Annotated in this window: 16 protein-coding genes; 3 read left to right on the plus strand and 13 right to left on the minus strand. The window is 69.0% G+C overall.

Going from position 1 to position 11,769, the window contains the following annotated elements:
* The 8 genes from VNT59_RS03600 to VNT59_RS03635 form a co-directional block, all read right to left on the minus strand.
* Positions 1-177 (minus strand): beta-ketoacyl synthase N-terminal-like domain-containing protein (locus VNT59_RS03600; protein ID WP_325496730.1); only part of this gene is annotated, 177 nt, incomplete at its 3' end.
* Between the two features lie 90 nt (positions 178-267).
* Positions 268-507: an acyl carrier protein gene (acpP, locus tag VNT59_RS03605; RefSeq protein WP_055900628.1), complete on the minus strand. Its 240-nt coding sequence runs from the start codon at positions 505-507 to the stop codon at positions 268-270.
* A 135-nt stretch (positions 508-642) separates the two neighbouring features.
* A complete protein-coding gene (gene fabG, locus VNT59_RS03610; RefSeq protein WP_325496705.1) occupies positions 643-1,389 on the minus strand; it encodes a 3-oxoacyl-ACP reductase FabG in 747 nt (248 codons plus the stop codon).
* The gene (gene fabD / locus VNT59_RS03615; protein ID WP_325496707.1) at positions 1,386-2,336 is read right to left on the minus strand and encodes an ACP S-malonyltransferase; all 951 of its coding nucleotides are present in this window, start codon (positions 2,334-2,336) and stop codon (positions 1,386-1,388) included. Before fabD ends, fabG begins: the two co-directional genes overlap by 4 nt.
* Positions 2,337-2,373: 37 nt before the next feature.
* Positions 2,374-3,351 (minus strand): beta-ketoacyl-ACP synthase III, encoded by a 978-nt coding sequence (locus VNT59_RS03620; protein ID WP_325496709.1) that lies wholly within the window; start codon positions 3,349-3,351, stop codon positions 2,374-2,376.
* Positions 3,348-4,403, minus strand: coding sequence for a phosphate acyltransferase PlsX (gene plsX / locus VNT59_RS03625; protein WP_325496711.1), 1,056 nt, complete (start codon positions 4,401-4,403; stop codon positions 3,348-3,350). The genes VNT59_RS03620 and plsX overlap by 4 nt, the downstream gene beginning before the upstream one ends.
* 116 nt (positions 4,404-4,519) lie before the next feature.
* Positions 4,520-4,702, minus strand: coding sequence for a 50S ribosomal protein L32 (gene rpmF, locus VNT59_RS03630; protein WP_168110083.1), 183 nt, complete (start codon positions 4,700-4,702; stop codon positions 4,520-4,522).
* 106 nt (positions 4,703-4,808) lie between these two features.
* Entirely contained in the window at positions 4,809-5,363 is a 555-nt protein-coding gene (locus tag VNT59_RS03635) for a DUF177 domain-containing protein (RefSeq protein ID WP_325496713.1), read from the minus strand.
* 26 nt (positions 5,364-5,389) lie between these two features.
* On the opposite strand from VNT59_RS03635, the gene VNT59_RS03640 reads away from it, so the two are divergent.
* Together VNT59_RS03640 and VNT59_RS03645 are read left to right on the plus strand one after the other, a co-directional pair.
* Entirely contained in the window at positions 5,390-5,995 is a 606-nt protein-coding gene (locus VNT59_RS03640) for a Maf family nucleotide pyrophosphatase (protein ID WP_325496715.1), read from the plus strand.
* Positions 5,992-6,756 (plus strand): SAM-dependent methyltransferase, encoded by a 765-nt coding sequence (locus VNT59_RS03645; RefSeq protein WP_325496717.1) that lies wholly within the window; start codon positions 5,992-5,994, stop codon positions 6,754-6,756. Before VNT59_RS03640 ends, VNT59_RS03645 begins: the two co-directional genes overlap by 4 nt.
* A 55-nt stretch (positions 6,757-6,811) precedes the next feature.
* On the opposite strand, the gene VNT59_RS03650 is transcribed toward VNT59_RS03645, so the two are convergent.
* Genes VNT59_RS03650 through VNT59_RS03670 form a run of 5 tightly spaced genes read right to left on the minus strand, consistent with a single transcriptional unit; the run spans position 6,812 to position 10,107 of the window.
* On the minus strand, positions 6,812-7,828 hold the full coding sequence (locus VNT59_RS03650) for a S49 family peptidase (protein ID WP_325496718.1): 1,017 nt from the start codon (positions 7,826-7,828) through the stop codon (positions 6,812-6,814).
* Position 7,829: 1 nt separating this feature from the next.
* Positions 7,830-8,195, minus strand: coding sequence for a Rieske (2Fe-2S) protein (locus VNT59_RS03655; protein ID WP_325496720.1), 366 nt, complete (start codon positions 8,193-8,195; stop codon positions 7,830-7,832).
* A 4-nt stretch (positions 8,196-8,199) separates the two neighbouring features.
* Positions 8,200-8,868 carry an HAD-IA family hydrolase gene (locus tag VNT59_RS03660; protein ID WP_325496722.1) on the minus strand — a complete coding sequence of 223 codons (669 nt, stop codon included), beginning with the start codon at positions 8,866-8,868 and terminating at the stop codon, positions 8,200-8,202.
* The gene (locus tag VNT59_RS03665) at positions 8,840-9,802 is read right to left on the minus strand and encodes an RluA family pseudouridine synthase (RefSeq protein WP_325496724.1); all 963 of its coding nucleotides are present in this window, start codon (positions 9,800-9,802) and stop codon (positions 8,840-8,842) included. Before VNT59_RS03665 ends, VNT59_RS03660 begins: the two co-directional genes overlap by 29 nt.
* Before the next feature lie 44 nt (positions 9,803-9,846).
* Complete coding sequence (locus tag VNT59_RS03670) at positions 9,847-10,107, minus strand: hypothetical protein (protein WP_325496726.1); 261 nt, start codon at positions 10,105-10,107, stop codon at positions 9,847-9,849.
* A gap of 272 nt (positions 10,108-10,379) precedes the next feature.
* On the opposite strand from VNT59_RS03670, the gene VNT59_RS03675 reads away from it, so the two are divergent.
* Positions 10,380-11,769: Rne/Rng family ribonuclease (locus tag VNT59_RS03675; RefSeq protein WP_325496728.1), on the plus strand; the 1,390-nt coding region annotated here is incomplete at its 3' end.

Here is an 11,769-nt window from a genome sequence, read left to right on the forward strand (position 1 = left end):
GATCTTGAAGCCCTTCACCTCGCCGGCGATCTTGCAGCCGAAATTGGCGGCATCGAACTGCGTGATGAAGTCGATCCCGGGCGTGCCCGCGAGCAGGTTCGACCAGGCCTCGGCGACGGAATTGCCGACCGGGCTGACGCAGCCCAGGCCGGTCACGACCACGCGCCGGCGCGTCATGCTGGCACCCCAGACCGCACGGCCGCAGCCTCACCACCCCGAGCGCAAGGGGGAAGCGGCTGGAGGTGTTTCTGCACAGCGCGCATGCGCTCAGGCCTTCTGATTGGCGTTCGCGTAGTCGATCGCGTTCTGCACGGTGGTGATCTTCTCGGCGTCCTCGTCCGGGATCTCGATCCCGAACTCGTCTTCGAGCGCCATCACCAGTTCCACCGTGTCAAGGGAGTCGGCGCCGAGGTCCGCCACGAAAGCCTTTTCGTTGGTGACCTGGGACTCCTCCACGCCGAGTTGCTCGGCAATGATTTTCTTGACACGTGCTTCGATATCGCTCATGGTTCCCTCAAAGGGTTTGTGAATGAATCCGCGATTTTAGCGTCCGGCTGCACCTCGCCCGGGGCCATGCCGTCCGGCCCGGTCCGAAGATGCCGAAAGGCCCGCCGCGCGGATGAAGCGGCCGGCCCCGTGAGTTCACGCCATGTACATGCCGCCGTTGACGTGCAGTTCCTGGCCGGTGACGTAGCCTGCCCGCGGCGAGGCGAGAAAGGCCACGGCGTAGCCGATATCGGCCGGCGTGCCCAGGTGGCCCAGCGGAATCTGCTGCAGCAAAGCCTGCTGCTGGGCTGGCGGCAGGCCGGCCGTCATGTCGGTCTCGATGAACCCCGGCGCAATGCAGTTCACGGTGATGCCGCGGCTTCCCAGCTCCCGCGCCAGGGCCCGTGTCATGCCGGCGACGCCGGCCTTGGCCGCGGCGTAATTCGCCTGGCCCGGGTTGCCGCTCGCGCCGACGACCGACGTGATGTTGATCATGCGCCCGTAGCGCTGCTTCATCATGGTGCGCATGGCGGCGCGGCACATCCGGAACACCGCCTTCAGGTTGGTGTCCAGGACCGCGTCCCAGTCTTCGTCCTTCAGGCGCATGGCCAGCATGTCGCGGGTGATCCCGGCATTGTTGACCAGGATGTGCAAGCCGCCCTGCTCGGCAGCGATGCGGTCGACCAGCGCCTGCGAACCGGCGGCGTCATTGACATCGAGGCTGGCGCCGGCGCAGCCCGGATGGGCCGCGAGCGCCGCGGTGATGGCGGCGGCGCCGGCATCGGTGGTGGCGGTGCCGATCACCTTGACGCCCTGCTGCGCGAGTTCCAGCGCGATCGCCGCGCCGATCCCCCGGCTGGCGCCGGTGACGAGGGCCACCTGCCCCTGCAATGTGGCGTTCATGCCAGCAGTCCTTTCACTTCGGCGAGCGTCGCCGGATCGTAGAGCGCGGCCGTCGCGAGGTCCGGCGCGATGCGTTTGGTCATGCCGGCCAGCACCTTGCCGGGGCCGCATTCCACGACGACGGAAACGCCGCGCTGCGCGATGGCGCGGATGCAGTCGACCCAGCGGACCGGCCCGAATGCCTGTTCGTACAGGGCCCCGCGGATGCGATCCGGATCGGATTCGACCTGCGCTTCAATGTTGTTGACCACCGGAATGCGCGGCGCGGCGAACGCCGTTGCCGCCAGCCGCTCGCGCAGGCGGTCGGCCGCCGGCTTCATCAGGCTGGAATGGAACGGCGCCGAAACCGGCAGCGGCAAGGCGCGCTTGGCGCCGTTGGCCTTCAGCACCTCGCAGGCCTTCTCGACGGCGGCCTTGCTGCCGGCGATCACGGTCTGCGCCGGATCGTTGAAGTTCACGGCTTCCACCACCTCGCCGCTGTTGGCGCCGAACGTGCGGGCCGCCTCGGCACAGCCGTCGATGACCTTCTTGGCGTCCATGCCGAGAATCGCCGCCATCGCGCCGGTGCCCACCGGCACGGCCTCCTGCATCGCCTGGGCACGGAAGCGCACCAGGGGGGCCGCATCGGCCAGCGTCAGCGCGCCCGAGGCGACCAGCGCCGCGTACTCGCCCAGCGAGTGACCGGCCAGCACCGAGGGGTCGGCGCCGCCTTCGGCCTTCCAGGCGCGGTAGGCAGCGATGCCGGCGACCAGCATCACCGGCTGCGTGTTGGTGGTCAGGGCCAGTGCTTCCTTGGGCCCCTCCTTGATCAGGCGGGCGATGTCCTCGCCCAGCGCGTCCGAGGCCTCGCGCAGCGTCGCCGCGACGGCCGGGTGGTCGCCCCAGGCGTCGAGCATGCCGACAGCCTGCGAGCCTTGTCCCGGAAAGACGAATGCGAACGGTTTCATGGGTGTCGCCAAGCGTGGGTGTGAGCGAAGGGGCCGGTCAGAAATCGAGCAGCACCGCGCCCCAGGTGAAGCCGCCGCCGACGCCTTCCAGCATCAGGGTGTCGCCCTTGGCGATCCGGCCGCTGCGCACGGCGGCGTCCAGCGCGAGCGGAATCGAGGCGGCCGAGGTGTTGCCATGCTGGTCGACGGTGACGACCACCTTGTCCATCGGCACCTTCAGCTTGCGGGCGGTGCCCTGCATGATGCGGATGTTGGCCTGGTGCGGGATGAGCCAGTCGATGTCCGCGGCATCGCGTCCGGCCTTGGCCAGCGCGGCGCGCGCCGCATCCTCGAGGACGCCGACGGCCAGCTTGAACACGGCCTGGCCGTCCATCTTGAGCAGCGGGTCGCCCAGCACCTTGCCGCCGGACACGGTGCCCGGCACGCACAGGATGCCGACGTGCTTGCCGTCGGCATGCAGGTCGCTCGCCAGAATGCCGGGGGTGTCGGAGGCTTCGAGCACCACGGCCCCGGCGCCGTCGCCGAACAGCACGCAGGTGGTGCGATCGTCGAAATCGAGAATGCGGGAGAACACTTCGGCGCCGACGACCAGCGCCTTGCTGGCCGACCCGGTGCGGATCATCGCGTCGGCGACGGTGAGCGCGTACACGAAACCGCTGCACACGGCCTGCACGTCGAACGCCGGACAGCCGGCGATGCCGAGCTTGTGCTGCAGGATGCAGGCGGCCGACGGAAACACCATGTCGGGCGTGGAGGTGGCGACGATGATCAGGTCGATGTCGGCGGGGCCGGCGCCGGCCGCTTCCATCGCCTGCCGCGCCGCCTGCGCGCCCAGGTCGCTGCTGGTGACGTTGGCGTCGGCGAAATGGCGGGCCCGGATGCCGGTGCGCTCGACGATCCAGTCGTCCGAGGTCTCGACGCCGCGTGCCGCCAGGTCGGCGGCCAGCTCGGCATTGGTGACGCGGCGCGGGGGCAGGTAGCTGCCGGTGCCGGTGATCCGCGAATATCGTGTCATGAGGAGGTCAGCAATCTTTCGAGCGGCTGCACGTCGTCGCCGCCGCCTGCGAGCAGCGGCCGGGCGTGGGCGATGCGCGCCTGCACACGCTCGAGCAGGTTGTTCCGGGCCGCATCATACGCGCGGTTGAGTGCCTGTTCGAAAGCAAAGGCGTCGGCGGAGCCATGGCTCTTGAACACCAGCCCGCGCAGGCCCAGCAGCGCCGCGCCGTTGTAGCGGCGGTAGTCCACCCGCTTCTTGAAGCCGGACAGGACCGGGTAGATCGCCAGCGCCGCGATCTTGGTCAGCACGTTGCGCGAGAACTCCTCGCGCAGGAAGCCGCCGATCATCGTCGCCAGGCCCTCGCTGGTCTTGAGCATGACGTTGCCGACGAACCCGTCGCACACCACGATGTCGGTGGTGCCCTTGTAGATGTCGTTGCCTTCCACGTTGCCGTAGAAGTTGAGGTCGCCGGCGGCGCCGGCCGCGCGCAGCAGTTCGCCGGCCCGCTTGATCACATCGCTGCCCTTGATCGCCTCTTCCCCGATGTTCAGCAGGCCGACCGACGGCGACTCCTCGTGCTTGAGCGCCGCCACCAGCGCCGACCCCATGACGGCGAACTGCAGCAGATGCTGCTCGGTGCAGTCGACATTCGCCCCCAGGTCCAGCACGGTGGTCGCGCCGCCCTTGGCGTTGGGCATCGGCGAAGCGATCGCCGGGCGGTCGATCCCCTCCACCGTCTTGAGCAGGTAGCGGGCCAGCGCCATCAGCGCCCCCGTGTTGCCGGCGGAAACCGCGGCCGCGGCCTGGCCGTCCTTGACCTGCCGGATGGCAACCCGCATCGACGAGTCCTTCTTGCGGCGCAGGGCCACTTCCACGGCGTCGTCCATCGTGACGACTTCGGAGGCGGGAACGACGGTGGCGCGGGGGTGACGGAAGGAGGACAGGCGCTCGTTCGGGCCGACGAGCAGCAGGCGTGCGTCGGGTTGGCGCTCGAGGAAGTGCCGGCAGGCAGGCAGAGTGACCTGGGGACCGTGGTCGCCCCCCATGCAGTCGACAGCCAGAGTAGTCATGGCCTCAAATGTAGAGCCTTTTGCACGGCGTTCCGGCGTGCCGCCACGCCCGTGCGCCGCACAAAACAAAGGCCCGCGCTGCGTGAGCAGCCGGGCCTCGCGCGACGCCGGTGGCGTCAGGCTTCGTTCTTGGTCTTCAGCACCTTGCGGCCACGGTAGAAACCGGTGGGGCTGATGTGGTGACGCAGGTGGGTCTCGCCGGTGGTCGGTTCCACCGCGATGCCTGGCACCACCAGCGCATTGTGCGAGCGGTGCATGCCGCGCTTGGACGGCGATTTCTTGTTCTGTTGAACGGCCATGAGGGGCTCCTGATTTCGGTGGCCGCGCAGCCCGCGAGGCCTGACAAAGTGGGTGGGTACGCGCGAGCAACTCGTGCGCGAAGCCCATGATTATAACCCAAGCGCGCTACTTGTCTTCCGGCTTGCCGGTCTTGAGCTTGCCCAGGACCCCGAAGGCGCTCTCCCGCTTGCCGCCTGCCTCGTCGAAATCCGGGTCCGCGACGCTGAGCTTGACCGGCTGCGGACACACTTCGTGGCGCGGGGCCAGCGGCAACTCCATCAGCAATTCGTCCTCCACCAGTTCCACCAGGTCGAAGCTGCGGCTCAGCGCCAGCACGTCCTCCTCGGCGGTCTCGTCCTGCGCGGCCGCCATGTCCTCGTCCGCGACGAACCGGAACGACCGGTCCACCGCCAGCGGCACCTCGACCGGCCCCAGGCAGCGCTGGCAGGTCAGCGGCAGCACCGCCTGGGCCCGCAGGTGCACCCAGACCTCGGGGTGGACATGGCCCGGGTTGCGCATCTCGCCGGCGGCCGACCAGCTCACCGCGTACGCGCCGCCGCGGCCCTGCGTTTCCGCCATCAGCCGCTCGTGTTTCTGGACCGGCTCGCGGCCTTCCAGCGCCCCCGCCTCCTCGGCGAAGCGCCTCACGTCGAGCCGGCGCGCGATGAACTCCTTTGCCATGGGGGCAGTGTAAGAGAATCGCTCCCATGTCCGAGCTTTCTTTCACTGCGGCCGCGCCTCGCGTGGTGCTTGGTTCCACCTCGCCGTACCGGCGCGAACTGCTCTCGCGGCTGAGATTGCCGTTCGAAGTCGCGGCACCCGAAGTCGACGAGACCGCGCTGGCCGGCGAGCCCCCGGCCGCGCTCGCGCGGCGACTGGCGCTGGCGAAGGCCCGCGCCGTCGCCGACCGCCACCCGGACGCCGCCGTCATCGGCTCCGACCAGGTGGCCGACCTCGACGGCCGGCCGCTCGGCAAGCCCGGCAGCCACGAGAACGCCGTGGCGCAGCTGCGGTTGATGCGCGGGCAAACGGTCATCTTCCACACGGCGCTGGCCGTCGTGTGCCGCGACCGCGGCTTCGAGGAAATCGATCTCGCGCCGGTCCGGGTCCGCTTCCGCCAGTACGACGACGCCGAAATCGCGGCCTACCTGCGTGCCGAGCAACCGTACGACTGCGCCGGCAGCGCCCGCAGCGAGGGGCTCGGCATCGCGCTGCTGGAGGCGATCGAAAGCGACGATCCGTCGGCCCTGGTCGGCCTGCCGCTGATCCGCGCCTGCCGCATGCTCCGGGCCGCCGGAGTGAAGATTCTGTGAGCGCGGCGCACGGCCGTCTGCTGCTGGTGCCGGCGCCGCTGGATTTCGGCTGCGCCGAGCAGGCGCCGCTGCAGCAGGTGCTGCCCGCCGGCACCATCGACGCGGCCGCGCACCTGACGCACTGGATCTGCGAGAACGCCAAGACCGCGCGGGCCATGCTCAAACGCGTCGGCGACGTGCAGCCGCTGGCGCTGCCCCTGCGCGAGCAGGCCATCGTCGAACTGCCGCGTGAAGTGCACAAGAAAGGCGACCACGACGGCAGCTTCGATGCGCGCGCGCTGCTCGCACCGGCACTGGCGGGGCACGACATCGGCCTGCTCAGCGAAGCCGGCATGCCGGCAGTGGCCGATCCAGGCTCATCGGTGGTGCGGTCGGCGCACCAGCTGGGGCTGACGGTGGTGCCGCTGGTGGGCCCCGCCTCGCTGCTGCTGGCGCTGGCGGCGAGCGGCCTGAACGGCCAGAACTTCGCCTTCGTTGGCTACCTGCCCCAGGATGCGGCCCAGCGGACGGCCCGGATCCGGGAGCTGGAGGGCCTGGCGCTGCGCGGGGGCCAGACCCAGCTGTTCATCGAGACGCCATACCGGAACGCGGCCGTTTGGGATGCGCTGCTGAAATCATTGCAGCCGGCCACGCGCCTGTGCGTGGCCAGCGGCCTCACGCTGCCGCAATCGAGCATCCGCACGCTGCCCGCCAGCGCATGGCGCCAGCAGCCGGCGCCGGTGGCCAACGACGTGCCGGCCGTGTTCGCGATCGGCCGGTGAGCGGGGCCGGCCCGTTGCTGGACGCGGGAGCTGCCGTCGGCGGAAAGCCGTGCCTTCAGCGCAGCGCGGGAATGCTGCGCATGGCCCGAACCGCGCCTTCGCCCACGGCCGCGCCGAAACGCTTCGCCAGCCGCTCGGCGACGTTCTCGCGCCGGGTGTAGTCCACCAGCTCTTCGGCCTTCACCACCTCCCGCGCGACGAAGTCCAGGTTGCCCAGCTGGTCGGCCAGGCCCAGTTCCACGGCCTGCTGGCCGCTCCAGAACAGACCGCTGAACAGCTCCGGCGTTTCCTTCAGCCGTTTGCCGCGGCCAGCCTTGACGGCATCGATGAACTGGCGGTGCACCTGGTCGAGCATCTGCTGGGCGAATTCGCGGTGGCGGTCGGTCTGCGGGCTGAACGGGTCGAGGAAGCCCTTGTTCGCGCCCGCCGTCATCAACCGCCGCTCGATGCCCAGCTTGTCCATCAGGCCGGTGAAGCCGAAGCCGTCCATCAGGACGCCGATGCTGCCGACGATGCTCGCCTTGTCCACGAAGATGCGGTCGGTGGCGGCCGCCGTGTAATAGGCGGCGGAGGCGCAAGACTCCTCGACCACGGCGTACACCGGCTTGTTGTGCTTGGTGCGCAGGCGCTTGATCTCGTCGTACATGATGCCGGCCTGCACCGGGCTGCCGCCGGGCGAGTTGATCAGCAGCACCACCGCCTTCGCGCCCTCGTCCTCGAACGCGCTGCGCATGGCGGCGACCACGTTCTCGGCGCTGGCGTCCGAGCCGGATGCGATCTCGCCCTTGAGCTCGATCACGGCCGTGTGCGGCGCGGTGACGTCGGTGCTCGGCGCGCCCCGATGCAGCAGCATCCAGAACAGGGCGACGAAGAAGGCGAGCCAGGCCAGCCGGGTGAAGGTGCGCCAGCGGCGGGTCTTGCGCTGCTCCTCCAGGTTCGCGTACATCAGCCGCTCCAGCGCGGCACGCTCCCAGCCGGGCTCGCTCATCGCCCGGTGGGTGGCGAGTCGATCGGCCTCGGAGCGAAAGTCCGGCCCCTCGGACGGGGGCGGTGGCGGTGGCGATTCGGTCATCTCAGAATTCGACGGGTTTCACGTTGTAAGCAGTATGCCAGTGCACCACGCCATCGCGCTCGCTCAGCTGGATCTTCACGAGCCCCCCGCGACAGGGGCCGCCGGCGCACTGGCCGGTGTCGGGCTGGTACACGGCGCCGTGGGTGCCGCACAGCAGCCAGCGGCCGGTGTCGTCGAAGAACCGGTTCGGTTGCCAGTCCAGTTCCATGGCCACATGGGTGCAGCGATTCAGATAGGCGTGCACCGCGCCCTGGTAGCGGATCGCGAACGCGCGGCAGGTCTGGCCGGCGTAGTTGACGTCGAACGGGACGGCGGGACCGGCGTCGACCAGGTCCCCGGAGTTGCACAGCGCGATCGCTTCGTCCATGGCCTCACGCGTTTTGCGCCAGCCACTGGCGCAGTTCGGCGACCGAATGGGCGACGTGCAGCGGTCCCAGGCTTTCGAATTCGGCCGGCTCGTGCGCGCCGTAGCTCACGCCGACGGCGGGGCAGCCCGCGTTCACGGCCATCTGCAGGTCGTGCGTGGTGTCGCCGATCATCAGCGTGCGTTCCGGATCGGTGCCGAACTCGCGCATCAGCTCCTGCAGCATCAGCGGGTGGGGCTTGCCGGCGGTCTCGTCGGCGGTGCGCGAGCCGTTGAACATTCCCTGCAGTTGCACCGAGCGCAGCACATCGTCGAGGCCGCGCCTGGACTTGCCGGTGGCCACCGCCAGCCAGTGCTGGCGCGCCTTCAGTTCGTCCAGCAGCGGCAGCACGCCTTCGAACAGGCTCAGGTCGTTCTGGCACGCCAGGTAATGATGCCGGTAGCGCGCGCCCAGCTCCGGGTACTTCGCCGGCGGCACGTCCGGCGCGGCATGCGCGAGTGCCTGCATCAGCCCCATCCCGATCACGTACGCAGCCGCCTTGTCGGTCGGCCTGGCCCCGCCGACGTCCACCACCGCCTGCTGGATGCAGCGCACGATGATGGCGGTGGAGTCGAACAAGGTGCCGTCCCAGTCGAACGCGATCAGGTCAAAGCGGCGGGGACGGGGCGGCGGCATGGTCGCAGAACTTCTTCAATTCGGGGGGGAGCGGGGCCAGCAGTTCGACGCGTTCGCCGGTGGCCGGATGGTCGAACTGTAACCGCCACGCGTGCAGGAACATGCGTTTGAGGCCCAGTTTCTGCAACCCCTTGTTCAGCTCGAACCGGCCGTACTTGTCGTCGCCGGCGATCGGATGGCCCTGCGACGCGAGATGGACGCGGATCTGGTGCGTGCGGCCGGTCTTGATGGTGACTTCCAGCAAGGTGAAGACGCCGCCGTCGACCAGCGCGCCCGCCTCGGCCAGCGTCATCCGGTGCGCGACCTTCACCAGCGTGATCGAACGCATCCCGTCCGGATCGTCCTTGCCCACCACCCGCACCCGCCGTTCGCCGTCCGCCTGCAGGTACTTGTGCAGCGGCACGTCGATCACCTTCTTGCTGGCGGGCCAGGCGCCGGCCACCAGCGCCAGGTAGGTCTTGCCCGTTTCGCGCTGCCGGAACTGCTCCTGCAGGGCCAGCAGTGCCGAGCGCCGCTTCGCCACCAGCAGGATGCCCGAGGTTTCGCGGTCGAGCCGGTGCACCAGCTCCAGCATGCGGGCGGCGGGCCGGGCCCGCCTCAGCTGCTCGATGACGCCGAAACTCACGCCGCTGCCGCCGTGGACCGCGACCCCCGCCGGCTTGTCGACCGCCAGCAGGTGCTCGTCCTCCAGCAGCACCGGGAACTCGCGCGCCGGCACCGCCAGCTCGGCCTTGGCGGCCGCCGCCTCGGAGGTGCGCACCGGCGGCAGCCGCACGACGTCCCCGGCATGGACCCGGGTATCGGCCGCCGCCCGCCCCTTGTTCACCCGCACTTCGCCGCTGCGGATGATCCGGTACACATGGGTCTTGGGCACGCCCTTGAGTTCGCGCAGCAGAAAGTTGTCCAGGCGCTGGCCGGCCGATTCTTCGCCCACCCGGACCGATTTGGCCCCGGCGGTTGCAGGAGGCGGCCCGCCCCCTATAATCTGTTTGACCAACGTAGCGTTGTAAGTGGTTGATTGGCTTGGAGTTTAGTCCACGCACTGCCGCCGGCCTCGTTGGCAAGGTCGATGCCACCGGAACCTGCACGCCCGCAGATTGCCAGCCAGATGCTGGCGATGGCGGGCCAGGCGGCGGTGAAGCGGCACTTCGGAAGACTGATACGGAATACCAACGCCGCAAGCGCGCTGCTTGCGGTCGGATCAAGGCGAGAACTCCTGATGTTGATGGCGATCCTCATGGTTTGCTGGCGGTGGCTCACAGCCCCGGCCAGCGCCTGGGCGTCGCCGCCACCCCGCGACCCGCGGGACCGGCGCGCTGACATCGCGCGGGCGCCCCAGCGTCAGCGCGGCAGCCCATTCTTCGCCCTTCTCCACGCGCCCTTGCCACGCCTGCTGAGTTAGCAACTCGGCGGGCCGGCATCCCAGGCAATTCCATCCGTTTCGAAGCGTCTGCCAGGCATCGTTGACCCCTCGCGGGTCGGTTTGATGTTTTGTGAAACAAGGTGACGCGATGAAGCGGATGCTGATCAACGCCACGCAGGCGGAAGAACGCCGGCTGGCGATCGTCGATGGACAGAAGCTCCTCGACTACGAAATCGAGATCGAAGGGCGCGAGCAGCGCAAGGGCAACATCTACAAGGCCGTGGTGACGCGGGTCGAGCCTTCGCTCGAGGCCTGCTTCGTCGACTACGGCGAGGACCGCCACGGCTTCCTGCCGTTCAAGGAAATCTCCCGGACCTATTTCGCCCAGGGCGTGCCGGTCTCGCAGGCCCGGATCAACGACGTGATCCGCGAAGGCCAGGAGCTGCTGGTCCAGGTCGAAAAAGAGGAGCGCGGCAACAAGGGCGCGGCCCTGACCACGTTCGTCTCGCTGGCCGGCCGCTATGTCGTGCTGATGCCCAACAACCCGCGCGGCGGAGGCGTCAGCCGCCGGATCGAAGGCGACGACCGGGCCGAGCTGAAGGAGGCGATGGACCAGCTGGAGTATCCCAACGGGATGTCCATCATCGCCCGCACGGCCGGCATCGGCCGCAGCGCCCCGGAGTTGCAGTGGGACCTCAATTACCTGCTGAAGCTGTGGAACGCCATCGACGGCGCCGCCAAGGGCGGCAAGGGCGCCTTCCTGATCTACCAGGAATCGTCGCTCGTGATCCGGGCCATCCGTGATTACTTCAATCACGATATCGGCGACATCCTGATCGACACCGACGACATCTACGATCAGGCCCAGCAGTTCATGGCCCACGTGATGCCGGAGCACGCCACCCGCGTCAAGCGCTATCGCGACGACGCGCCGCTGTTCTCGCGGTTCCAGATCGAGCACCAGATCGAATCGGCGTACGCCCGCGAAGTGAAGCTGCCCAGCGGCGGCGTGATCGTGATCGACCACACCGAAGCGCTGGTCTCGATCGACGTCAACTCGGCCCGCGCCATCAAGGGCGGCGACATCGAGGAAACCGCCACCCGCACCAACCTGGAAGCCGCCGACGAGGTGGCGCGCCAGATGCGCCTGCGCGACCTGGGCGGCCTGATCGTCATCGACTTCATCGACATGGAGGAGAGCAAGAACCGGCGCGAGGTCGAAAGCCGGCTGCGCGACGCGCTGCGGCAGGACCGCGCCCGCGTCCAGTTCGGCACCATCAGCAAGTTCGGCCTGATGGAAATGAGCCGCCAGCGGCTGCGCCCGGCCTTGTCCGAGGGCGCGTCGGTGCCCTGCCCGCGCTGCGGCGGCCACGGCCACATCCGCGATACCGAGAGCTCCGCGCTGCAGATCCTGCGCGTGATCCAGGAAGAATCGATGAAGGACGGCACCGCCGCGGTGCACGTGCAGGTGCCGGTGGAAGTCGCTTCGTTCCTGCTGAACGAAAAGCGCACCGAGATCGCCAAGATCGAGCTGAAGC

The sequence above is a fragment of the Ramlibacter sp. genome (genome assembly GCF_035554825.1).
Lineage (GTDB): Bacteria > Pseudomonadota > Gammaproteobacteria > Burkholderiales > Burkholderiaceae_C > Ramlibacter.

Coding starts and splice junctions, on each gene's coding strand:
- acpP (WP_055900628.1), bottom strand. CDS start 507: ATGAGCGATATCGAAGCACGTGTCAAGAAAATCATTGCCGAGCAACTC.
- fabG (WP_325496705.1), bottom strand. CDS start 1,389: ATGAACGCCACATTGCAGGGGCAGGTGGCCCTCGTCACCGGCGCCAGC.
- fabD (WP_325496707.1), bottom strand. CDS start 2,336: ATGAAACCGTTCGCATTCGTCTTTCCGGGACAAGGCTCGCAGGCTGTC.
- VNT59_RS03620 (WP_325496709.1), bottom strand. CDS start 3,351: ATGACACGATATTCGCGGATCACCGGCACCGGCAGCTACCTGCCCCCG.
- plsX (WP_325496711.1), bottom strand. CDS start 4,403: ATGACTACTCTGGCTGTCGACTGCATGGGGGGCGACCACGGTCCCCAG.
- rpmF (WP_168110083.1), bottom strand. CDS start 4,702: ATGGCCGTTCAACAGAACAAGAAATCGCCGTCCAAGCGCGGCATGCAC.
- VNT59_RS03635 (WP_325496713.1), bottom strand. CDS start 5,363: ATGGCAAAGGAGTTCATCGCGCGCCGGCTCGACGTGAGGCGCTTCGCC.
- VNT59_RS03640 (WP_325496715.1), top strand. CDS start 5,390: ATGTCCGAGCTTTCTTTCACTGCGGCCGCGCCTCGCGTGGTGCTTGGT.
- VNT59_RS03650 (WP_325496718.1), bottom strand. CDS start 7,828: ATGACCGAATCGCCACCGCCACCGCCCCCGTCCGAGGGGCCGGACTTT.
- VNT59_RS03655 (WP_325496720.1), bottom strand. CDS start 8,195: ATGGACGAAGCGATCGCGCTGTGCAACTCCGGGGACCTGGTCGACGCC.
- VNT59_RS03660 (WP_325496722.1), bottom strand. CDS start 8,868: ATGCCGCCGCCCCGTCCCCGCCGCTTTGACCTGATCGCGTTCGACTGG.
- VNT59_RS03670 (WP_325496726.1), bottom strand. CDS start 10,107: ATGAGGATCGCCATCAACATCAGGAGTTCTCGCCTTGATCCGACCGCA.